Source organism: Streptomyces sp. NPDC026394 (assembly GCF_055567735.1).
Map to the genome: position 1 here is coordinate 167756 of NZ_JBVHPX010000014.1, position 23224 is coordinate 190979.

Annotated in this window: 16 protein-coding genes and 2 pseudogenes; 8 read left to right on the forward strand and 10 right to left on the reverse strand. The window is 71.7% G+C overall.

The genetic code is table 11. From position 1 onward, the window contains the following. Positions 1–3 precede the first annotated feature (3 nt). Positions 4–1037, reverse strand: a pseudogene (locus ACZ4QV_RS28710) (zinc-dependent alcohol dehydrogenase family protein). Positions 1038–1216: 179 nt separating this feature from the next. Between ACZ4QV_RS28710 and ACZ4QV_RS28715 the strand changes: the two are divergent. Together ACZ4QV_RS28715 and ACZ4QV_RS28720 are read left to right on the forward strand one after the other, a co-directional pair. Then, the gene (locus ACZ4QV_RS28715; RefSeq protein ID WP_361636724.1) at positions 1217–2269 is read left to right on the forward strand and encodes a LacI family DNA-binding transcriptional regulator; all 1053 of its coding nucleotides are present in this window, start codon (positions 1217–1219) and stop codon (positions 2267–2269) included. Beyond that, positions 2266–3213: a carbohydrate kinase family protein gene (locus ACZ4QV_RS28720; protein WP_361636727.1), complete on the forward strand. Its 948-nt coding sequence runs from the start codon at positions 2266–2268 to the stop codon at positions 3211–3213. Before ACZ4QV_RS28715 ends, ACZ4QV_RS28720 begins: the two co-directional genes overlap by 4 nt. Positions 3214–3433: 220 nt before the next feature. Here the strand turns inward: ACZ4QV_RS28720 and uvrA are convergent, their stop codons facing one another. Together uvrA and ACZ4QV_RS28730 are read right to left on the reverse strand one after the other, a co-directional pair. Next, a complete protein-coding gene (uvrA, locus tag ACZ4QV_RS28725) occupies positions 3434–6490 on the reverse strand; it encodes an excinuclease ABC subunit UvrA (RefSeq protein WP_361589300.1) in 3057 nt (1018 codons plus the stop codon). A gap of 678 nt (positions 6491–7168) precedes the next feature. Then, positions 7169–7870: a TetR/AcrR family transcriptional regulator gene (locus ACZ4QV_RS28730; protein WP_361589297.1), complete on the reverse strand. Its 702-nt coding sequence runs from the start codon at positions 7868–7870 to the stop codon at positions 7169–7171. Positions 7871–7918: 48 nt separating this feature from the next. Between ACZ4QV_RS28730 and ACZ4QV_RS28735 the strand changes: the two genes are divergently transcribed. From ACZ4QV_RS28735 to ACZ4QV_RS28745, 3 genes are all read left to right on the forward strand, one after another. After that, positions 7919–9775: an FAD-dependent monooxygenase gene (locus tag ACZ4QV_RS28735; protein ID WP_361636731.1), complete on the forward strand. Its 1857-nt coding sequence runs from the start codon at positions 7919–7921 to the stop codon at positions 9773–9775. Between the two features lie 157 nt (positions 9776–9932). Beyond that, entirely contained in the window at positions 9933–10703 is a 771-nt protein-coding gene (locus ACZ4QV_RS28740) for a maleylpyruvate isomerase family mycothiol-dependent enzyme (protein ID WP_361142574.1), read from the forward strand. A gap of 9 nt (positions 10704–10712) precedes the next feature. Next, positions 10713–11369: an MBL fold metallo-hydrolase gene (locus ACZ4QV_RS28745; protein WP_361636734.1), complete on the forward strand. Its 657-nt coding sequence runs from the start codon at positions 10713–10715 to the stop codon at positions 11367–11369. A gap of 105 nt (positions 11370–11474) precedes the next feature. Here ACZ4QV_RS28745 and ACZ4QV_RS28750 read toward each other — a convergent pair whose 3' ends face one another. From ACZ4QV_RS28750 to uvrB, 5 genes are all read right to left on the reverse strand, one after another. Next, positions 11475–11933, reverse strand: coding sequence for a lamin tail domain-containing protein (locus ACZ4QV_RS28750; protein ID WP_361142580.1), 459 nt, complete (start codon positions 11931–11933; stop codon positions 11475–11477). 236 nt (positions 11934–12169) lie between these two features. Next, positions 12170–13174 carry a TerC family protein gene (locus tag ACZ4QV_RS28755; protein WP_361636737.1) on the reverse strand — a complete coding sequence of 335 codons (1005 nt, stop codon included), beginning with the start codon at positions 13172–13174 and terminating at the stop codon, positions 12170–12172. Positions 13175–13533: 359 nt separating this feature from the next. Then, complete coding sequence (locus ACZ4QV_RS28760; protein ID WP_361636740.1) at positions 13534–15633, reverse strand: TerD family protein; 2100 nt, start codon at positions 15631–15633, stop codon at positions 13534–13536. 57 nt (positions 15634–15690) lie between these two features. Then, on the reverse strand, positions 15691–16269 hold the full coding sequence (locus ACZ4QV_RS28765) for a TerD family protein (protein WP_361142586.1): 579 nt from the start codon (positions 16267–16269) through the stop codon (positions 15691–15693). 530 nt (positions 16270–16799) lie between these two features. After that, on the reverse strand, positions 16800–18929 hold the full coding sequence (gene uvrB / locus ACZ4QV_RS28770) for an excinuclease ABC subunit UvrB (RefSeq protein ID WP_361589284.1): 2130 nt from the start codon (positions 18927–18929) through the stop codon (positions 16800–16802). A 489-nt stretch (positions 18930–19418) separates the two neighbouring features. Here uvrB and ACZ4QV_RS28775 point away from each other — a divergent pair. The 3 genes and pseudogenes from ACZ4QV_RS28775 (at position 19419) to ACZ4QV_RS28785 (ending at position 21696) form a co-directional block, all read left to right on the forward strand. After that, positions 19419–20299 (forward strand): annotated as a pseudogene (locus ACZ4QV_RS28775) (glycerophosphodiester phosphodiesterase). Positions 20300–20443: 144 nt separating this feature from the next. Further along, positions 20444–21004 (forward strand): methylated-DNA--[protein]-cysteine S-methyltransferase, encoded by a 561-nt coding sequence (locus ACZ4QV_RS28780; protein ID WP_467763572.1) that lies wholly within the window; start codon positions 20444–20446, stop codon positions 21002–21004. 149 nt (positions 21005–21153) lie between these two features. Then, positions 21154–21696, forward strand: coding sequence for a DUF1697 domain-containing protein (locus tag ACZ4QV_RS28785; protein WP_361142597.1), 543 nt, complete (start codon positions 21154–21156; stop codon positions 21694–21696). Between the two features lie 27 nt (positions 21697–21723). On the opposite strand, the gene ACZ4QV_RS28790 is transcribed toward ACZ4QV_RS28785, so the two are convergent. Next, positions 21724–22323, reverse strand: coding sequence for a DUF1349 domain-containing protein (locus ACZ4QV_RS28790; protein WP_467763573.1), 600 nt, complete (start codon positions 22321–22323; stop codon positions 21724–21726). 206 nt (positions 22324–22529) lie between these two features. Continuing rightward, positions 22530–23168, reverse strand: coding sequence for a nucleoside/nucleotide kinase family protein (locus ACZ4QV_RS28795; protein WP_467763574.1), 639 nt, complete (start codon positions 23166–23168; stop codon positions 22530–22532). Positions 23169–23224 lie beyond the last annotated feature (56 nt).

A 23224-nucleotide genomic window follows, 5' to 3' on the forward strand; every position in this document is an offset into this window, starting at 1 on the left:
CGGTCACCCCTTTCGCGCGGACTGCGGGCCCGCCGTACGGGAGCCCCGCTGCGGCGCGATGTGGATCTTGCGGCCGGTGCCGGCCCGGAAGCGGGCCACCGCCTCGTCGAAGTCCTCCAGCCCGTACACGTCGCTGACCAGCGGGTCGAGGTCGAGACCGGCTTCCAGTACGTCGATGGCGGGCTGGAAGCTGTTGTGAACGGCCATGAGCCGATGATGTCGATCTCGTGGTGGTAGACCAGGTACGGCGAGAACTTCGCGGAGCGGGCCGGGTCGGTGACGCCGAACTGGAGGAACGTACCGCCCTTGCGGACCCGGCCGAGGCCGTCCTCGATGGCCGGGATCGCGCCGGTCGCGTCGATGACCACCTCGAAGCCGGGCTCACGGCCCAACTGGTCGGCGCTGGTGACGGCGGCGTCCAGACCGAAGCTCTCGGCGAAGGCCAGCCGGTCCTTGTTGAGGTCCACGACGGACACCGAGGCGGCGCCGGCGGTGCGGACCAGCGCGGCCATCATCAGGCCCATCGTTCCGGCGCCGTAGATCAGGTAGTGCTCGCCGGGGCGGCGGGGCAGCCGGTTCAGGCCGTGCACCGCGCAGGACAGCGGCTCGATCAGGCCCGCTGCGGCCTCGGAGAAGGACTCCGGGACGAGGTGGCAGCAGCGTGCGGGGACGGCGACCAGCTCGGCGAAACCACCCGCCTGGGTGACGCCGATCGCCCGGTAGTCCTCGCAGAGATTGGCGCGGCCGATGCGGCAGTAGTGACAGGCGCCGCACGGCATGTTCGGGTTGACCGCGACCCGGTCGCCGACGGCCGGGCTGGTGACGCCCTCGCCGACGGCCACCACGTCACCGGTCAGCTCGTGGCCGGGGACCAGCGGGTAGGGCACGGCGGGCAGCTCGCCGCCCAGGATGTGCATGTCGGTCCCGCACAGCCCGCAGGAGGAGACGCGCACGACGACCTCCGCGGGTTCCGGCCGGGGATCGGGAACCTCGGTCAGGGCGGTACGGCCCGGCTCGGTGACCACGACAGCGCGCATGGCGCCTCCTCACGTCTTCGTGCGGTGTTGCGGGTGTTGCGGGATGGAGCGGCGTGAACGTAACCCGGGGGTAAACGTTTGCGCAAGCGTTTACGTCTAGGCTGTGATGGACTACGTACCGGCAGCCGGACCTCCTCCGGCCGACGGAACAGGGCGACGGACTCGGGGAGACGGACCGGATGACGACGATGGTCGATGTGGCGCGGCAGGCGGGAGTCTCCGTGGCCACGGTCTCGCACGTGCTCAACGAGACCCGGCCGGTACGCCCCGACACCCGCGCCGCCGTCCTGAAGGCCATCGACGAGCTGGGCTACACCCACAACACGCTGGCCCGTTCCCTGGTCACCGCGCGCACCCGCTCCATAGGTCTCGCGGTCTCCGCGATCAGCAACCCGTACTTCACCGAGATCCTCCAGGGCGTCGAGGCAGGCGCCCTGGAAGCCGGCTACAGCCTCTTGATCGCCGATCCCCACGACGACCCCGCGCACGAGCAGAAGGTCGTCCGGCTGCTGCACGAACGCCGGGTGGACGGCATGATCGTCGCGCCGTCCGCCGAACCGGCGGGCATGGTCGACTACCTGACCCGGCGCAAGGTTCCGGCCGTCTTCCTCGACCGGCTCGTCGGCGACGCGTACGACCAGGTCTGCGCCGAGAACACCGCCCCCGTACGGCAGCTCGTCGAGCACCTCGCCGGCCTCGGCCATACCCGTATCGGACTGGTGGCCGGGCTGCCCGGCCTGAGCACCACCACCGAACGCGTCCAGGGCTACCGCGAGGGCCTGCGCGCCCGCGGTCTGCCCTTCGCCCCCGAACTCCTGGCCGGCGGCAACTCCGAGGCGGAGGGCGCCCAGGACGCCACCCGCCATTTGCTGGCCGCCCCCGAACCGCCCACCGCGATCATCACCGCCAACAACGCGATGACCATCGGTACCCTGCGCGCGCTGCGCGACCTGGGCCGCGACGTCCCCCGTGACATCGCCCTGGTCTGCTTCGACGACTTCTCCTGGGCCGATCTCTTCGCACCGCGCCTGACCGCGATCTCCCAGCCCAGCAAGGAGATCGGGGCCGCCGCGGTCCGGCTGCTGCTGGAGCGGCTGGAGGAACCGGACCGCCCGCCACGCACTCTCCGGCTGCCCTGTACGTACGTGCACCGCGACTCCTGCGGCTGCACCGGCGCCGGACACCGACCCCCTCACCCCGTTCCTCCCCCAGAAAGGCCAGGACTGTCGTGATCGTCGTCGCCGGCGAGGCCCTGATCGACCTCGTCCCCAGCATGTCGTCGCCGTCCGGGGACGGGCCGTTGCCCGCGCTGCTGCCGCGCCGGGGCGGCGGCCCGTACAACACCGCGCTCGCCCTCGGGCGGCTCGGCTCGCCCGCCGCGTTCTGCTCGCGGATCTCCACCGACACGTTCGGTGAGGAACTGCTGCGCGGGCTGCGGGCGGACGGCGTGGACACCTCGCTCGTCCAGCGCGGCACCGAGCCCACCACCCTGGCCGTCGCGGACATCAGCCCGGACGGCTCGGCCGGTTACGGCTTCTACGCCGACGGTACCGCCGACCGGCTGTTCACCCTTCCGGCCGAACTGCCCGCCGCGGCACGGGCGGTGTCGTTCGGCACCTGCTCACTGGTGCTGGAGCCGGGCGCGAGCGCGTACGAGGCGCTGCTGCGCCGCTCGGCGGAGCAGGGGCTCTTCACGGCGCTGGACCCCAACATCCGCGCCGGGCTGATCGCGGACCCGGACGCCTACCGCGCCCGGTTCCGCGCCTGGCTGCCGCACGTCACGCTGCTGAAGCTCTCGGAGGAGGACGCGGAGTGGCTGGCCGGTCCCGGGGGTGTCGCGGCCGCGGTGAAGGACTGGCTGGCGGCCGGTCCCGCGGCGGTCGTGCTCACGCGCGGCGGCGACGGGCTGTCCGTGCTGACGCCGGGCGGTGCGGAGATCGCGGTGCCCGGTGAGCGGGTGGCGGTCGCCGACACGATCGGCGCGGGCGACACCGTCAACGCGGCCCTGCTGCACCGTCTCGACGCGCACGGCGCCCTGTCCCCCGACGCGCTCGCCGCGCTCGCCCCCGACGCCTGGCGCGACACCCTCGGCTTCGCGGCCCGCGCGGCCGCGGTGACCTGCTCCCGGCCGGGCGCGCAGCCGCCGTACGCGACGGAGCTGGTGGGGCCGGAGTGACGGGGCGGCGGGCCTCGCAGCCGGAACAGTGGTACCGGACGGCGGGCTCCGCATCCGAAACGGTGACACGGGCGGGCCCGGCCGCCCGGGGGCCTGTGCGGCGGCGGGCGGACCGCGCTGCCCACGGCGGCCGGGCGGATCACCCGCCTCATGACGACGACGGGCCGCCGCCCCTCCCCTTACGGGTGGGACGGCGGCCCGTCGGCTCGTCCGGCGGCGGTCAGGCCCGGCGGGCCCTCGTCGCCTTCTCGGCCGCCGTCTTCTTGACCGCCGTCTTCTTGGCGGCCGCCTTCTTCGCCGTCGGCTTCGCGGCGACTGCCTTGGTGCCGGTCTTCGCCGAGACAGTCTTCTTCGCCGGGGCCTTCGTCGCGGCGACGGTCTTCTTCGCCGCGCGCTTCTTCGCCCCGCCGGCCGTGGCCGGCCCCGCGTCGCTGACCCGGTCGCCCAGGATGTCGCGCAGGAACTTGCCGGTGTGGCTGGCGGGGACCGCCGCGACCTCCTCCGGCGTGCCCTCGGCGACGACCAGGCCGCCGCCGTTGCCGCCCTCGGGACCCATGTCCACGATCCAGTCGGCGGTCTTGATCACGTCGAGGTTGTGCTCGATGACGATGACCGAGTTGCCCTTGTCGACCAGGCCGGACAGCACCTTGATCAGCTTGCTGATGTCGTCGAAGTGCAGACCGGTGGTCGGCTCGTCCAGGACGTAGACCGTACGGCCGGTGGAGCGCTTCTGCAGCTCGGAGGCGAGCTTGACGCGCTGCGCCTCACCGCCGGACAGCGTCGGCGCGGACTGCCCGAGCCGGACGTAGCCCAGGCCCACCTCGTCGAGCGTCTTCAGGTGCCGGGCGATGGTCGGTACGGCCTCGAAGAAGCTCAGCGCCTCCTCGATCGGCATGTCCAGCACCTCGGCGATGGACTTGCCCTTGTAGTGGACCTCCAGCGTCTCCCGGTTGTAGCGCGCGCCGTGGCAGACCTCGCACGGCACGTACACGTCCGGCAGGAAGTTCATCTCGATCTTGATCGTGCCGTCGCCCGCGCAGTTCTCGCAGCGGCCGCCCTTGACGTTGAAGGAGAAGCGCCCGGGGAGGTAGCCGCGGACCTTGGCCTCCATCGTCTCCGCGAACAGCTTGCGGATGTTGTCGAAGACGCCGGTGTACGTCGCCGGGTTGGAGCGCGGCGTACGGCCGATCGGCGACTGGTCGACGTGCACGACCTTGTCCACCAGGTCGTCGCCCGCGACCCGGACATGGCGGCCCGGCACCGACTTGGCGCCGTTCAGCTCACGCGCCAGGTGGGTGTAGAGGATGTCGTTGACGAGCGTGGACTTGCCGGAGCCGGAGACGCCGGTGACCGCGGTGAGCACGCCGAGCGGGAAGGAGACGGTGATGTCGCGGAGGTTGTTCTCCTTCGCGCCGTGCACCGTGAGCTGCCGCTCGGGGTCGGCGGGCCGCCGCACCTCGGGCGTCACGATGGCCTTCTTGCCGGACAGGTACTGCCCGGTGACCGACTCCTTGTTCGCCAGGAGTTCCTTCATCGTGCCGCTGTGCACGACCTTCCCGCCGTGCTCGCCGGCGCCCGGGCCGATGTCCACGACCCAGTCGGCGACCTTGATCGTGTCCTCGTCGTGCTCCACGACGATCAGGGTGTTGCCCATGTCGCGCAGGCGCACCAGCGTCTCGATGAGCCGGTGGTTGTCGCGCTGGTGCAGGCCGATGGACGGCTCGTCGAGCACGTACAGCACGCCGACCAGGCCGGAGCCGATCTGGGTGGCGAGCCGGATGCGCTGGGCCTCGCCGCCGGAGAGGGTGCCCGCGGCGCGGTTCAGCGAGAGGTAGTCCAGGCCGACGTCGACCAGGAACTTCAGCCGCTCGTTGACCTCCTTGAGGACCCGCTCGGCGATCTTCTTCTCGCGGGCGTCGAGCTTCATCTCCCGCAGGAAGTCGGCACAGTCGCTGATCGACATGGCCGAGACCTCGGCGATCGAGCGGCCCTTGACCGTGACGGCGAGGACGATCGGCTTCAGCCGTGTGCCCTCACAGGTCGGGCAGGGCACCTCGCGCATGTAGCCCTCGAAGCGCTCGCGGCTGCTGTCGCTCTCCGCCTCCTGGTGGCGCCGCTTGACGAACGGCACGGCGCCCTCGAACGCTGTGGTGTACGAGCGCTCGCGGCCGTAGCGGTTGCGGTAGCGCACGTCGATCTGGGTGCGGTGGCCGTTGAGGACGGCCTTCTTGGCGCGCTGCGGCAGTCCGGCCCACGGAATGTCCGTACGGAAGCCGAGGGCGTCGGCGAGCGCGCCGACCAGCCGGCCGAAGTACTCCTTGGTGTGGCCGTGCGACCAGGGGTGGACGGCGCCCTCGTCGAGGGACTTCTCCTCGTCCGGGATGATCAGCTCGGGGTCGACCTCCATGCGCGTACCGATGCCGGTGCAGTCGGGGCAGGCGCCGAAGGGCGAGTTGAAGGAGAACGAGCGGGGCTCCAGCTCCTCGAACGACAGGTCGTCGCGCGGGCAGTACAGGTGCTCCGAATACATCCGCTCGCGCTGCGGGTCGTCCTCGTCCAGGTCGACGAAGTCGAGGATGACCATGCCGCCGGACAGACCGAGCGCGGTCTCGACGGAGTCGGTCAGCCGCCGCTTGGCGCTGTCCTTGACGGTCAGGCGGTCGACGACCACCTCGATCGTGTGCTTCTCCTGCTTCTTGAGCTTCGGCGGGTCGGAGAGCTGGATCGTCTCCCCGTCCACGCGGGCACGGCTGTAGCCCTTGGTCTGGAGGTCGGAGAAGAGGTCGACGAACTCGCCCTTGCGCTCGCGCGCCAGCGGGGCCAGCACCTGGAAGCGGCTGCCCTCGGGCAGTTCCAGGACCTTGTCGACGATGGCCTGCGGCGACTGCCGGGCGATCGGGTCGCCGCACTCGGGACAGTGCGGCTTGCCGATCCGGGCGAACAGCAGGCGGAGGTAGTCGTAGACCTCGGTGATCGTGCCGACCGTGGAGCGCGGGTTGCGCGAGGTCGACTTCTGATCGATCGAGACCGCGGGGGACAGGCCCTCGATGAAGTCCACATCGGGCTTGTCCATCTGCCCGAGGAACTGCCGGGCGTAGGAGGAGAGCGACTCGACATAGCGGCGCTGCCCCTCGGCGAAGATCGTGTCGAAGGCGAGCGAGGACTTGCCCGAGCCGGAGAGCCCCGTGAAGACGATCAGGGAGTCTCGGGGCAGGTCGAGCGAGACGTTCCGGAGGTTGTGCTCGCGAGCGCCACGAACGATGAGACGGTCGGCCACGCCGGTCGGCACCTTTCTGGAGAGGGGCGGGAGGCCGCGGCCCAGCTGCGTGCGGCCCTGACGGCGGCGGTCGGGCGACCCGGTCGTCCGGGCGCCGAGCCCGGTGGGCACGGAAGCTGGGCGAGCCCCCGCCCCAGGGTATGGGGGCTGCCGCGGCGATGTCTTATTGATGCCACACACGAGCCTATAGCACGCGCATTCGAATTACGGGCTCTGTCGCACCGCTTCACCCGAACGTGTGGTCGCTGATGTCAACGCACGGCGGCTCGCGTCTCTTCCTGGCGATCACCCACAGGCCGTACCCCCCTTCACCCACGCGCGTCCGGTGGTCCCGGTTCCCTCCGGTACCGGGGCCGCGGCGGCGGGAAACCGGCATCGGGGCGAAGGTGTCCGAAGTCACGGCCGGGGTGGGCGCCGGGTGGACGCTGTTCGATTTCTGGGGCCGTGCGGCGCTCCTGGGTACCCGCGGCCGGTCCGGTGCTTTGGGATACCCGCGGCCGGACCGGCGCTTCGGGGTACCCGCGGCCGGTCGGGTGCTTCGGGGTACGTACGGCCGGTCCGATGCTTCGGAGTGCGTACGGCCGGTCCGGCGCCCCGGGGCGTGTGCGGTCGGCCTGGCGCCCCGGGGCGCGTGCAGCCGGTCCGGCGCTCCGGGCGCCGTGCGATCGGTCCGGCACTTCAGGACTCGTGCACCGGCGACCCCGTCCGCACCACCCGTGACAGCACCTCGAACGTGTGCCGCAACAGCTCCCCCTCTTCCGCGGCGATCTCCTCGACCGGGGCACCCGCGAGCTGCCGCCGGACCACCGTCGCGTACACGGAGCGGTACCCGGCCACGGTCAGCGCCGCGGCCAGTCTCGGCCCGTACGCGTCCGGCCCGGCCCCTTCGGCCTCCGCGAACAGTCCGGCGAGCGTGCCCTGGAACTCGTCCAGCGCCTCACGCCCGCGCGCCATCAACGCCGGCGACTCCACCAGCACCCGCCACCAGTAACCGACCCCCTCCCCCACCCCGGCGAGCGGGTGCCGCCGCTCCAGCAGGTCGAGCGCGAGGCCCTGCAGCGCCTCCAGTGGCGAGCGTCCCTCGCCCCGCTCCCGTACGGCGCGCGTCACCAGCTCCACGATCTCGGGGACGCGGTCGAGGAAGAGGTCCTCCTTGCGGGGGAAGTAGTTGAAGACCGTCATCGTCGAGACCTCGGCGGCGCGGGCGACCTCGGCGACCGTGACGTGGTCGAAGCCGCGCTCGACGAACAGCCGGGTCGCTTCGCCGGAGATCCGTTCGCGGGTCCGGATCTTCTTGAGTTCGCGCAGCGAGAGCCCGCCGCCGTCCGCGCCCGCCGGCGATCCGCCGCGCCGCCCGCTCTTCTCCGTACCGTCAGCCATAACCAAAATTTTAGCCGAAACAAATTTTTAGTGACTACACTTCGCCGCATGGACACAGAGACAACCCGCTGCACGGACCCCCGCCCGAACGTGGTGATCGCGGGCGCCGGGCCCGTAGGACTGCTGCTCGCCTGCGAACTCGCCCTGCGCCGGGTGCGCGTCGTCGTCCTGGAGCGGCTGACCGCGCCGGACGAGACGATCAAGGCGGGGGCCATCAACACGCCCAGCGCGGAAGCCTTTTACCGCCGCGGGCTGCTGCCCGCGCTCGCCGAGGTGCAGCAGGAGGCGTTCGGCCGCTTCGGCTCCTTCATGCGGCAGCGGCAGGCGGCCGGGGCGACGCCGGTCCGCGCGGCGCCGAAGTTCGCCGGGCACTTCGCGGGCATCATGCTGCCCGCCGAACTCCTGGACGCGTCCGACCCCGGCTTCGACGACGTCGGACCGGCCGGTGACATCGGGCTGGTGCCGCAACTGGCACTTGAACGGCTGCTCGCCGAACGCGCCGCCGAACTCGGCGTCGTGGTGCGCCGCGGAGTGGAACTGACCGGCTTCGACGCGGCGGACGACGGCGTGACGGTGCGTCTGCGCCCGGTCGCGGGGGCCGCCGGCGCGAGCACCCGCCAGGACGGCCGCACGGGTGGCGGGGAGGCCGACGGAGAGACAGCGGGAGAGGCGGCCGGGGAGGCAGCGGGAGAGACGCTCCGGGCCGACTGGCTGGTCGGCTGCGACGGCGGGCGCAGTACGGTCCGCAGGCTCGCGGGCTTCCCGTTCCCCGGCACCGCCCCGGAGATCACCGGCCGCCAGGCGATGGTGGAGCTGTCCGGGTCCGAGAAGCTCGGCGCGGGCTGGAACGAGACGGCGACCGGCATCTACGCCCACGGCCCGCTGCCCGGCCGCATCCTCACCGTCGAGTTCGACGGCCCGCCCGCGGACCGCGACGCCCCCATCACCCTGGAGGAGTTGCAGTCCAGCCTGCGCAGGACCTCGGGAACCGACGTCACGATCACCAAGGTGCTCACCGCCACCCGCTTCACCGACCACGCCCGTCAGGTCCCCGACTACCGCTCCGGGCGCGTCCTGCTGGCCGGCGACGCGGCGCACGTGCACTCGCCGTTCGGCGGCCAAGGGCTGAACCTGGGCATCGGGGACGCGATGAACCTGGGCTGGAAGCTGGCCGCGACGATCCATGGCCACGCCCCGGAAGGGCTGCTGGACACCTACACCGCCGAGCGGCACCCGATCGGCGCGTGGGTGCTGGAGTGGACCCGCGCCCAGGTCGCGGTGATGCGGCCGGATCCGCACGCCCGCGCGCTGCGCAAGGTGGTCCGCGACCTGATCGGCACCGTCACCGGCACCACCTACTTCGTCAAGAGGATCTCCGGTGTGTGGCAGGGCTACGACCTGCCCGGCGACCACCCGCTGACCGGCCGCAGCGCCCCCGACCTGGAACTGGCCGACGGCAGCAGGCTCGCCGGCCACCTCCGGGACGGGCAGGGGCTGCTGCTCGTCCTCACCGACGACCCGGAGACGGCCGGGCAGGCCGCGGAGTACGCCTCCGGGTACGCGGGACGGCTGCGCGTGGTGACGGGCCGCTGCCCGAGCCGTCCGGAGCTGACCGGGCTGCTGGTACGGCCGGACGGGATCACGGCTTGGGCCGCCGGTACGGACGCGTGGCAGGACGGGGAAGGAGCGGATGCCGGGGGCGGGGAGGCTGAGGTGTCCGCAGGCGTGGGTACCGCTTCGGGCCGTACGAGCGGTGCGGCTGGTGTGGCCGACGTGTTCGGTGCGGCTGGTGTGGCAACCGTCCCCCGGCCGTCGGCTGCGGAAATCCGCACGGCAGACGAACCGGGCGCCCTCGACGACGCGGTGCGGCGGTGGTTCGGTACTCCTGACGCTGCGGCCGGATGACGGACGCGGGCTCGGCCGGTCCGGCTCCGCACCGGTCCGGCCGAGCCCGCCGAACGGCCCACACGCCTCGCGCGCCACCCGCGTACGCCCTCCCGCGTACGCCCGGATCCGTGCAGGCCGCCTCCCGCAGACGCCGCCGCGGCGCTAGCTTCGGACCATGACCGACAACGTGCCCGACTCCGCGCCGGGTTTCGAACAGGACACCACCTCCGTCCGTGAGGCGACCGACCGACTGCTCGTCGACGTGGGCAAGTTGGACGACGAGGCGATCGGAGAACCGTCACTGCTGCCCGACTGGACCCGCGGGCATCTGCTGGCCCACGTGGCACGCAACGCCGACGCCCTGGTCAACCTGCTGACCTGGGCACGTACCGGCGTCCGTACCCCCATGTACGCAAGTGCCGAGGCCCGAGACGCCGACATCGCCGAAGGCGCCGACCGGCCGCTCGCCGTCCACCTGGACGACCTGCGGTCCAGCGCCGAGCGTTTCGACGCGGCAGCGGCGGCGCTGCCGCCCGCCCGTCGGCAGTACGAGCTGGAGATGCGCAACGGGGTCCTGGAACGCGCCGCCCGGCTGCCGCTCCGCCGGCTGACCGAGGTCGAGCTGCACCGTATCGACCTCGGGGTCGGTTACGGCATCGAGCAGTTGCCGACGGCCTTCGTCGACGCCGCGCTGGCGTTCCTGACGGGGAAGAAGTTCGCGGGGCACGTCGACGTACCGGCCGTGGAACTGCGTACCCCCGACGGGCGGCGGTGGCGGACCGGCCGTACGGAGCGCACGGGCAGGGTCGCCGAGGACACCGGGAACGTCCCGTACCTGGTGGTGTCCGGGTCCCCCGCCGAACTGGTCGGCTGGCTCACCGGCCGGGCCAAAGGCACCGGCCTCGACACCCGGGGCGGCCCCCTTCCGGCGCTTCCGCCGCTCTAGGGTGGAGCCATGAGTTACACGGGAGCAGTGAAGGTCGGCGGACCGGCCGACGTGCACGAACTGGCCGACCTGATGATCTCCAAGGTCGCGGTCGGCCCCATGGACAACAACGCCTACCTGCTGCGCTGCCGGGCGACCGGCGAGCAGTTGCTGATCGACGCCGCCGCCGATCCGCACACCCTGCTCAGCCTGATCGGCGACAGCGGCATCGCCTCCGTGGTGACCACCCATCAGCACGGCGACCACTGGGGCGCGCTGCGCGAGGTCGTGGACGCGACGGGGGCCCGCACGTACGCGGGCCGGTACGACGCCGAGGGCATCCCCGTACCGACGGACGTGCCCGTCGAGGACGGCGACACCCTCACGGTCGGCGAGGTGCGGCTGACCGCCCGCCACCTGGCGGGACACACGCCGGGCAGCATCGCCCTGGTCTACGACGACCCGCACGGGCCCCCGCACGTCTTCACCGGCGACTGCCTCTTCCCCGGCGGCATCGGCAACACCTGGGGCGACCCGGAGCAGTTCACCAGCCTTCTCGACGACGTCTCGGCCAAGCTCTTCGACCAGTTGCCCGACGAGACCTGGGTCTACCCGGGGCACGGCTCGGACACCACACTGGGCGCGGAGCGTCCGCACCTCGCCGAGTGGCGCGCACGCGGCTGGTGACGGGGTAGGCGGTGGTGGGCGACCGGCGAGCGGTTGTCCGGTCCGCGCCGGTCTGCGGTGCGGGCCGCCCGCCCGGTCCGCAGACCGGGGCGGACGGCCGCTCCGTCAGCAGTTCACGAAGGCCCGGCGTGCGTTGTTGTAGCCGCAGCTGTCGACGCGCGCGCCGGACGGCTTCTTGAGGGTCGCCGTGTCCTTGGTGTTGTTCCACACGTAGGCGCGGCTGTTCTGGTAGCGGTGGGCCGCCGTGTCGCGCCCCTTGCCGGTGTGCACCGTCACGGTCTTCCCCGCGCCCAGGCTGTACGTACCGAAGGTGTACGTGTGCCGGGAGGCGTCGGTCAGCTTCCAGCCCTTGAGACTGACGGCTCGCGAGGTGGAGTTCTTGATCTGCACCCACTCGGCGTTGAGGCTGGCGTTGGAGCCGTTGTCGCTGCCGGGGCTGTTGTAGTAGATCTTCGTCAGGTGCACGGACCCGGCGGCGGACGCCGGGGCCGCCGTGACGAGTCCTCCGACCGCGGTGGCTATCGCGAGTGCGGCTGCGGCGGCCGCCTTGGTGTGATGACGCATGGTCCCCCCTCGGGACAGTGCGCGCCGGGCGGGCCGTGGCCGGTGGGGCGTCGGTCTCCCTCCGGGCGCGCGACCAACGATGCGCGCACTGTACGGGGTTGTGGGGTCGCGGGCGTACGCAGGGTGCCTATGTGACGTACGCATATGCCCGCACCGCGCGCAGGAGGCCCCGCGGTGCACCCGCGGGACCTCCTCGAACACGCCGGGGCGGTGTGTCCGCCCCTCAGGACAGCCGGTCAGACGTCCACGGCGTCTTTGGCATCTTCCTCCGCCCCGGCGGCCGCCGCCTCCGCACGGGCCTGCTTCTTCGAGGCCCGCAGACTCGTGAGCGTCGTGACGACGAGGACGGCGCAGATCACGCCGAGCGAGACCGGGATGCTGATCTCCGGGACGCTCACACCCGACTCGTGCAGGGCGTGCAGCACCAGCTTCACGCCGATGAACCCGAGGATGATCGACAGGCCGTAGGAGAGGTGCACCAGCTTCTTCAGCAGACCGCCGATGAGGAAGTACAGCTGCCGCAGGCCCATCAGGGCGAAGGCGTTGGCGGTGAAGACGATGTACGGGTCCTGGGTGAGGCCGAAGATCGCGGGGATCGAGTCCAGCGCGAACAGCACGTCGGTGGTGCCGATCGCCAGCATGACGATCAGCATCGGCGTCATCAGGCGCTTGCCGTTCTCGACGACGAACAGCTTGGTGCCGTGGTACCTGTCGGTCGACGGGAACCGCTTCTCGACCATCTTCAGGAAGCGGTTCTCCTCGAACTCCTCGTCCTGCTCCTCCGCCCGGGCCTCCTTGATGAGCTTCCAGGCCGTCCAGATGAGGAACGCGCCGAAGATGTAGAAGACCCACGAGAAGTTGGCGATGATCGCGGCGCCCGCGCCGATGAATCCGGCACGCAGCACGAGGGCGATCAGCACACCGACCATCAGCACCCGCTGCTGGTAGATCGTCGGTACCGCGAACTTGGCCATGATCAGGACGAAGACGAAGAGGTTGTCGACGCTCAGCGACTTCTCGGTGATGAAGCCCGCGAAGAACTCGCCGGCCGGCTGCCCGCCGCCGAAGATGAGCAGACCGAGGCCGAAGAGGCCGGCGAGCGAGATCCACACGGCGGTCCAGATGCCGGCTTCCTTGATGGAGACCTCGTGCGGTTTACGGCCGCCGATGAAGAAATCGGCGGTGATCAGGGCGCACAGACCGATGATGGTCAGCACCCACAGGGTCAGGGAAACGTCCACTGCTCCTCCGGCAGAGTCGTACGGCACTAACAGCGTCGTCGCTGCCGGAGGTCTCTTCCACCCGGGAGCGCTGGTGCCGCGCTCCCCGAGACGGGCCGACGCCCCGGGATCTCGTCAGTGGTGCGATCCGTGATGACGGGGACGTCGCGCAGGAATACTCCCCTCCGCACCACAAGAGTAAAGGAAGGGCAAGGAATAGTAAAGAATTGGGTAAATGCGCTGGTCAGATGGCGGGTGCGGGAGGGCGAAGGGTGGTGGGTGACAGATGGCGGGTGGCGGTGAGGGTCTGGCCGTGGGTGGGGCGCGGGTGTGACGGGTCGGGCTGGTCCCGCGGGTTCCGCCGCCCCGGCGGCCGGTGGTCAGCGCTCGCGGGTGCGGCTGTTGCCCTGCGACCGGCGGGCCTCCGCCAGGTCGCCCAGGACCTTGCGCAGCACCCGGCTGCCGTCCGGTACGCGCGACGGCTCGTACGTCCAGGCGTGCCCGACCCAGGGGTCGGCGAGGTGGGCGTCCGGCACCGGCGTCACGCGCAGCAGGGAACGCCACAGCGGGTCCAGTACCGGCCCGTACTCCCGGGCCGCGGCCCGGTCGGCGACCATCAGCAGGTGCACGCCGACCGACGGGCCCTCGTCCGCCAGGTAGCGGAGCTGGTTGACGGCGCGGTCGTCGAAACCGTGCGGGAAGTCGTGGACGATCAGCAGTTGTTCGGCGGTGTCCAGGTCCGGCGGCAGGGCTTCCGCGGCCTGGTTGCGGACCGCCATCTGTACCAGGTCCACGCGCCGGGTCAGTTCGCCGAGCACCGCGGTCACGCCCTGCGCGCCGGCGGCCGGGGGCTCACGGAGCGCACCCGTCTCCAGCAGCGGCGCCAGAGCGGACGCCGCCGAGCCGGCCGGGTCGATGACGTGGACGGTGAGTTCGCCGACCGGGTGGGCGGCCAGCAGGCGGGCGGCGAGCGTGACGGCCGTGTCGACCGCCCGGCGCCGCACCTCGGCCGCGTCGAGCGGCGCGGTCCCGTGCGGGCCCCCGGCCATTGCGTCCAGGCCGTCGAGTCCTTCGAGACCGTCGAGGTCGAAGCTGCTCCCGAACGCGCCGTCGGCCGGTTCCGCGCCGGCGAACGTCTCCGGCCGTCCGCTGTCGATCCACAGGCCGCGGTCCATCGGCAGTCGTACGAGCATGGGGATCCGCAGGTCGGGGCACTCCGGCAGGCGCAGGTCACCGAGCCGCACCGCCGTCGGGTACTCCTCCGGCGGCCGGTAGCCCTGCCAGACCGGGCTGCTCCAGGAGGCGAAGGCCGGGGGCAGGGCTGGTTCGACGGCTTCCGCCTCGGCGGTGAGCTGGGCGAGATCACGGTCGAGCACCTCACGGGCCTGTGCCGCGAGGCGGGCGTGCTTGTCGTGCGCTGCGGCACGCGCCGCTTCGGCGGCCGCTCCCATGCGGTTGCGGGGGTCGGCGTTGACGGCGTCCAGTTCCTTCGCCAGGCGGGACTGGGCGAAGTCCATGGCGCTGCGGTAGGCGGCGACCGTCCGCGCCAGGTCCTCGAACATGCCCCAGACCTGGTTGTAGAGCCGCTCTTCCGGCGTCCGGCCGGCGGCGTCACCGGCTACCGGGCCGGCGGGCTGTGCGTTGCTGGAGGGGGGCGCGGGGGGCGCGGATGTGGGTGTGGATGCGGATGTAGGGGTGGACACGGGTGTGGCGGGTGTGGGCGACGGTGTCGTGGGGGTGCCCTCGTGCGGCTGTCGGGGCGGGGGCGGGGTCGAGGTGTGCCGTTTTGGATGCCGGTAGTCGACGGGGCCGCGCGATTCGGCGGGGGCGGACGCTGCGGTGGGGTGGGGTGACGCGACGGTGGGGCCGGGCGGCGCGGCGGCGGGGCCGGGCGATGCTGTGGGGACCGGTACGGAACGCGCGTGGCCGCTGCGTACCGCTTCCTGGATCTCCGAGGCCAGCCCCGCGCCCGTGGCCTGCGGCAGGCCCTGGTCCTGGAGCAGTGCGGCGAGCCCGCCCGCGTACCCCTGCCCCACGGCCCGCACCTTCCAGGCGCCCTGCCTGCGGTACAGCTCCACCGCCACGACGGCGGTCTCGGCGTCGAGGTCGACGAGCGTGTAGCTGGCGAGCTCCGTACCGTCCAGGCCCGTGACGGCGACGAACGGTGCCGCCGTCGCGCCGAAGACCGCCGGGCCGCCGATGCCGACGGGCAGCGCGAGCAGCACGCTCGCCCGGTGCACGGCGGCGGGCAGGGCGTCCAGGTCCACCGCGATCCGGTGCTCGGCGGCGGCCTGCCGGGGCACCTCGACGCCGTCGCGGCGCGGCGCACCCGGATGAGCGACCGCTTCGGCGCCCGCGAGGTCGCCCCGCTCGTCGGCGAGCGTCACCGCCGCGACGACGGGCCCGCCCGCCGCGATCCTGATCTCCACACGCGTCCGGTCCAGTGGGTGGTTCTGCCCGCGGACAAGCTCGGCCGTCATCGTCGTTCCCCCGAAATGTCGTGCGCCCCGTGCTCGCCGACGGGGCCTGGTGCGTGCTTACAGGTACGGCAGGATCGCCGGGACGACGTCCTTGAACGTACGGCCGTCGGACGGTTCGCCGATCGCGGTCATCTGCCAGCCGTCGCCGGAACGGTGCACCTTGCTCATGATCTGCGCGGTGTAGTCACCGCCGCCGGTGAGGGTGTAGCGGGCGAGTTCCTGGCCGGTGGTCTCGTCGACCAGGCGGCAGAACGCGTCCTGCACCTCGGCGAAGGTCTGCCCGGTGAAGGAGTTCACGGTGAAGACGATCTGGTCGATGTGCACCGGCACCCGCGACAGGTCGACGAGGATCGCCTCGTCGTCCCCGCCCTGGCCCGCGCCGCCGACCACGTTGTCGCCGGTGTGCCGCACCGACCCGTCGTCGCTGATCAGGTGCTGGAAGAAGACGACGTCCATCGGCTGCTTGTCGGCGAAGAGCACCGCCGAGGCGTCGAGGTCGATCTCCCGGGTGCGCGATCCGAACAGGCCGCGACGGGGCGCCGAACGCCAGCCCAGCCCCATCCGTACCGCGGTCAGCGTCCCCCCGTCGGACTTCGCCAGGCTGATGCCCTGCCCCTTGGACAAGTTGACCGACACGTGCCGTCCCCTCTCGCTCTGTTCTCCCCGTCGCCGCCTCCCCGACGGCCTCCCCCGACCCTATGCACGGCCCGTCCCCGGCACGCCGCTGCCCCGCGCTTTGTGGCGTTCCTGCAACACAGCCCGCCCCGCTCGGGAAGCCCGGCCGGCCCCTCCAGCGGTGCAGGGCGGCCCCGGGCCTGTACGCCGGAGGAGAGGCAGGGCGAGGCCGAGGCGGGGCCAGGACGGGGCCCGGACCGGGCCGGGGCGAGACCAGGGCTGGCACAGCCTCAGCCCGCCCCCTGATCACCCGGTCAGTACGGCCCCGTCACCCGCAGACCGGCCACCCGGCCCCCGTCCACTCAGCCGTCCGGCCATCGGTCGCTCGGCCCCCCCAGTCCCCGGCCACCCAGCCACCGCAGTCGACCTGCCAGCACAGGCCGCCTCACCGCAGCCGACCCTCACCGAAGCCACCCCGCGAGGCAATCCTCAATCATCCCCTCCCCCATCGCTCCCGCGGCGCTATCGGCTCCTCCCCGCCATCGCCCCCCTCAGCGCAGCCCCGCCTCCTTCATCTGCCGCAGTTCCTTCTTCAGTTCTCCCACCTCGTCGCGCAACCGGGCGGCCACCTCGAACTGGAGCTCGGCGGCGGCGGCCCGCATCCGGTCGGTCATCTCCTCGATGAGTTCGGCCAGTTCCGCGGCCGGCCGGTCGGTGGGCGTACCGCCCTTGGCGGCCTTGCCCTTGGCAGCCTTGCCGCCCAGCGCGGGCACCGGTGCCTTGCCCTTGGCGTCCTTGCTCTCGGCCCCCTTGCGGTAGCCGGTGCCCAGCAGCTCCTGGGTGTCGATCTCCTCGCGCGCGAGGGTCGCGACGATGTCGCCGATCTTCTTGCGGAGGGGCTGCGGGTCGATGCCCTTCTCCTTGTTGTACGCGAGCTGCTTCTCCCGGCGGCGGTTGGTCTCGTCGATGGCCCTCCGCATCGCCGGGGTGATCTTGTCCGCGTACATGTGGACCTGGCCGGAGACGTTTCGGGCGGCCCGGCCGATGGTCTGGATGAGGGAGGTGCCTGAGCGGAGGAAGCCCTCCTTGTCGGCGTCCAGGATCGCCACGAGCGACACCTCGGGCAGGTCGAGGCCCTCCCGCAGCAGGTTGATGCCGACCAGGACGTCGTACTCGCCGGCCCGCAGCTCCCGCAGCAGCTCCACACGCCGCAGGGTGTCCACGTCGCTGTGCAGGTAGCGGACCTGGATGCCCAGTTCGACGAAGTAGTCCGTGAGGTCCTCGGCCATCTTCTTGGTGAGGGTGGTGACCAGGACCCGCTCGTCCTTCTCCGTACGCGTACGGATCTCGTGCACCAGGTCGTCGATCTGACCCTCGGTGGACTTGACGATCACCTCGGGGTCGACCAGGCCGGTCGGGCGGATGATCTGTTCCACATAGCCGTCGGAGCGCGAGAGCTCGTACGAGCCGGGGGTCGCCGACAGGTAGACGGTCTGGCCGACGCGCCCCAGGAACTCCTCCCACTTCAGCGGCCGGTTGTCGAGGGCGGACGGCAGCCGGAAGCCGTGCTCGACCAGGGTCCGCTTGCGGGAGGCGTCGCCCTCGTACATCGCGCCGATCTGTGGCACGGTGACGTGCGACTCGTCGATTACCAGGAGGAAGTCGTCCGGGAAGTAGTCCAGGAGGGTGTTCGGCGCGGTGCCGGGGGCGCGGTCGTCCATGTGCATCGAGTAGTTCTCGATGCCGGAGCAGGAGCCGACCTGGCGCATCATCTCGATGTCGTAGGTCGTCCGCATCCGCAGCCGCTGGGCCTCCAGGTGCTTGCCCTGCTTCTCCATCGTCGCGAGGCTCTCGGCCAGCTCCGCCTCGATCCCGGCGATGGCCTTCTCCATGCGCTCGGGGCCCGCGACGTAGTGGCTGGCGGGGAAGACGTACAGATGCTCGTCCTCGCTGATGACCTCGCCGGTCAGCGGGTGGAGCGTGGACAGCGCCTCGATCTCGTCGCCGAACATCTCGATGCGGACGGCCAGCTCCTCGTAGACCGGGAAGATCTCGATGGTGTCGCCGCGGACGCGGAACGTGCCACGGGTGAAGGCCATGTCGTTGCGGGTGTACTGGATGTCGACGAAGCGGCGCAGCAGCTGGTCGCGGTCGATCTCGTCGCCGACCTTGAGCGGCACCATGCGGTCCACGTACTCCTGGGGCGTGCCCAGGCCGTAGATGCAGGAGACCGAGGCGACCACGATCACGTCACGCCGGGTGAGCAGGGAGTTCGTCGCGGAGTGGCGCAGCCGCTCGACCTCCTCGTTGATCGAGGAGTCCTTCTCGATGTAGGTGTCCGACTGCGGGACGTACGCCTCGGGCTGGTAGTAGTCGTAGTACGAGACGAAGTACTCGACGGCGTTGTTGGGCAGCAGCTCGCGGAACTCGTTGGCGAGCTGCGCCGCGAGGGTCTTGTTGGGCGCCATGACGAGGGTGGGCCGCTGCAGCTTCTCGATCATCCACGCGGTGGTCGCCGACTTGCCGGTACCGGTCGCGCCGAGCAGGACGACGTCCTTCTCACCACCGCTGACGCGCTGCGCCAGCTCGGCGATGGCCGCCGGCTGGTCGCCGCTGGGCTGATAGGGGCTGACGACCTCGAAGGGCGCCACCGTGCGTTCGATCTTGGATACGGGCCGCATGGAACCAACCGTACGACTCCCCACTGACAACCGGCCGGAAAACGCTCCGACCAGCGGTTCCGCCGACGGCGGCGGTGCACGGCGCCGGGCCGCGCAGCCGGGCCGCGGCGGGCACAAGCCCAGAACCGGCCAGCAGGGCCGGGCGGGCTTTCCCCGGCCTGCGGGCGGGCCGGCCGGGGCTTCGCACCCCGGGCCGGGTCCGGCACGTACAGACGTTGCGTGCTGTGTGCGGAGATCACGGGACGGAGGCGTTCAAACACGGAGCACAGGACACTTCTCGTTCAATTTCTGTCCATCAGACGCCTGTCTTCCGGTACATCGCGACTGCGACTCTCGGCGCGTCCCACCTCGGATCCACCGCGTTCCCCGTAGGGGTTCCGGCTCCGTCCCCGGCCGTCCGAAGCCGGGCCGGCGGCCGCGTACCCGGCTCCGGACCGGCCCGCCCGGTCCCGGCACGCGCCAGCCTCCACGTCGTCACTAGGAGTTCGCATGCGTATCCGTCCTGTCGCCACTGTCGCCGGCGCGCTCGTGGGCCTGACCGCCTCCCTGCTCCCCGCCACCGGCGCGCAGGCCGCGACGGCCGCCACAGAGTGGAGATCGTCGCCCACCGGGGAGCTTCCGCCTACGCGCCCGAGAACACCCTCGCCGCCGTCGACGCGGCCGCCGACCTCGGGGTCACCTGGGTGGAGAACGACGTCCAGCGCACCAAGGACGGCGAGCTGGTCATCGTGCACGACACGTCGCTCGCCCGGACGACCGACGCCGAACAGGTCTTCCCGGACCGTGCGCCGTGGAACGTCGCCGACTTCACGCTCGCGGAGATCGAGCAGTTGGACGCCGGCAGTTGGTTCGGCCCGAAGTTCGCCGGCGAGCGGGTACCGACGCTGGAGGACTACATGGACGCGGTGGAGGACAACGGCCAGAAGCTGCTGATGGAGATCAAGGCACCCGAGCTCTACCCCGGCATCGAACGGCAGATCCTCAAGGAGCTGCGCGAGGACGGCTGGCTGGACCGCCAGCACGTCAAGCACCGGCTGATCGTGCAGAGCTTCAACGCCGGCTCGGTCAAGAAGGTCCACAGCCTGCGCTCCGACGTCAAGACGGGCTTCCTCGGTACGCCCGCCGTCGCCGAGCTGCCCAAGTACGCGGCCTTCGCCGACCAGATCAACCCCCAGTACAAGTCCATCGACGCCGGTTACGTCGCGGCCGTGCACAAGGTGAAGGGACCGCACGGACGGCCGTTGGAGGTCTTCACCTGGACCGTTGACGACGCCGCAAGCGCCGTCAAAGCCGCCGGTCAGGGCGTGAACGGCATCATCAGCAACAAGCCGGACATCGTCCGTGATGCCCTGGAGGGCGAGGACCGCTAAGGCGAAAACCGCTGGGACGAGGGCGCTGGGACGGAGAACGCCAGGACGGCGACCGGCCCCGGCGTCGCTGTCGCTGTCGCTGTCGGCAACGCCCCCGGACCTGGCCCCGGGGGCGTTGTCAGTGGCAGGCCATAGGCTGATGCCGTGACGAACGCAGAGCGTGATCAGCAGGCCGACTGGGCCTGGCGCGTGCTGGACACGCCCATCGGCCCGCTGCTGCTCGCGGCGACCCGCGAGGGGCTCGCGCTGGTGGGCTTCCACGCCGACGAGCGCACCACCCACCGGGCGCTGGGCCGCCTCCGGCAGGCGTTCGGCCGGGAGCCACTGCCGGAGATACCCCACCTGGCCACGGCGGCCGACGAGCTGACCCGGTATTTCGACGGCGGTCTGCACACCTTCACCGTCCCTCTGGACTGGTCCCTGTCCTCGGGGTCCTCGGGCTTCAACGAGCGGGTGCTGCGGGTGCTGGCCACCGACGTCGCGTACGGCACCGTGGTCGGCTACCAGGATCTCGCCGACCGGTTCGGTGAACCAGGAGCCGCCCGTGCGGTGGGAGCGGCCATGGGCTCCAACCCGCTCCCGGTCGTCGTGCCCTGCCACCGGGTGGTGGCCAGCGACGGCGGCATCGGGGGTTTCGGCGGCGGTCTGGAGACCAAGCGCCGGCTGCTGGCTCTGGAGGGTGTCCTCCCGCAGCCTCTCTTCTGACGGCCCCCGGGGCTTCGTCCTCGTACCGCTGCCCTCGTCCCCGTACCGCTGTCCTCCCGGTTACGCCGACGGCCTCGCACTCCGGTTCCCTCGGCTTCCCCGCGCCCACCGTCCTCTCGCTCCGCCCGAACGAAAGACGCGTATACGCCATGTCCCGCCAGGTGGCCCTGCTCCGCGGCATCAACGTCGGAGGCAACAAGAAGTTCCCCATGGCACGGCAGCGTGAGCTGTTCGCGTCGCTGGGCCACACGGACGTGACGGTCCTCCTGCAGACCGGCAACATCGTCTTCGCCGACCCGGGCACGCCACCCGCGGAGACCGCGCGCCGCATCGAGGCGCGGATCGCCGACGACCTGGGCTTCCCCGTTCCGGTGATGGTCCGCACGCGCGACGAGCTGGCCGCCACCGTCGCGGCCAATCCCTTCCCGCAGGCGGAGGCGGAGCCGAAGACCCTGCATGTGACGTTCCTGTCCGACATTCCCGCCGACGTGGCCCCGCTGGCGGCGCTGCATTCCGACGCTTACGCCCCGGACCGGCTGCGGCTGACCGGCCGCGAACTGTACCTGTGGTGCCCGGGCGGAGTCGGCCGCTCCAAGCTCGCCGAAGCCGTGTCCCGCGCCCGGCTCGGCGTGACGGCCACCGCCCGCAACTGGAACACGGTGACCAAGCTGCTGGCCTTGGCCGACGCCTGACACGGTCCGGGGCGGCCCGGCGGGCGCTCAGTGGAGGGACGTATCGGCCGGGCCCGTGACGAAGCGGGTGAACCGTACCCGCAGCCCGGCCCGCTGCGGCGCGCAGCAGAACGGCCCCGCGGCCGCCGTCGCGTCCGGGGCGAGGGGCGCCAGCCGCACCATGCGCCACGGTTCCTGTTCGCGCCGCGCCCGCACGGTCAGCGCGTCACCGCTGCGGCTCACGCGCACGGTGACCTCGCGTCCCGCCCAGGACGGCACGGGCGCCAGCGACCAGTCCGACCACTCACGGGTGACCACCGCGCCCAACTGCGGCACGCCGTCGCTCATTTCCACCCCGGCCTTGACCCAGGTGCGGTCGTCCACCCGCACCAGCACCCCGGCCTGGTCGTACAGCGCGTCGAAAGCGGCGATGAAGGAGACTTCCACGGCCGAGTCCGCGGGGAAGGGCGTCAGCAGCGCGTGGCCGGTGTCCCGGTCGAAGCCGTAACTGGTCCGCCGCCAGAAGTCACTCCCCTCGGCGGCTGTGACGACCAGCGTGCCACCGCCCGGCGCCGCCGGCTCGCGCACCGCTTCCGGCGGTGGGTTCAGCCACTGCGCCGCGTCCGTGTCCCAGCCGATGTCCTCCATGCGCAGCGCCCTCCCGGATTTCCGCACGCCGTGGTCGTCGGCTCACGCTAACCGGCACCGCACTCGGCGGTGACGGCTTGTCAGTGGTGGGGCGTACGGTTTTCGGGAGCGGGACGACTTTTCGGAAAGGGGGCGGCTTTCTGGTGGGGCGGCTTTCGCGGCGGCGTGTGCCGGTTCTCGGGAGGCGGGTGACCGTGATCGGCGGGTCAGCCGTGTCCGTTCCAGGCCGGGCGGTCGGGATCGTCCGCCTTCACGACGACATCGGCGGCCTCCTCGGGCCGTACCTCGTCCTCGTACCGCGCGAAGGCGGGCAGCGTCCACCGCTCGTCTTGCGGAGTGCGGCGGGCCAGCGCGGCGGACGACAGTTTCAGGTGGACCGACAGGTCGAAGGGGAACCAGTGCCCGAACAGCAGCGGACCGTGCAGGAGCAGCACGCCGCCCGGCGGCAGTTCGGCATACGGGCTGCGCGTGGCCCGGTCCGTCCGGGGGTCCCACAGGTCCGGCAGCACCCGTCCCGTACCGCCCGGGTCGAGTGGCGTGAACACCTCCCGCCAGAGCGCCTGCCGGTCGAACCACGTGTCGTAATACGCGTCGGGGTCCTCCTTCCCGTACTCCAGGCGCAGGGACGCGGGACGCAGGAAGCCCTCGGCCGCGACGACGTGTACGGGCCTGCCGCGCAGCCGCAGCGCTTCGGCGAGCCGTCCGGCGACGTCGGCCGGGCGGGCCGCCGGCGCTCCGTCGACGGCCACACGCAGCCACGGGCCGCCGTCCGCCGACGTCGTCGCACCGATGCGCTCGGCGAGCGCGTCCGTCAGCCGGTCCCAGGTGATCGCTTCGAGCCGCACCTCTACATTGTGCCGGGCGCGCCGGATGACCGAGCACAGCGGCTAGGGTGGCCGGT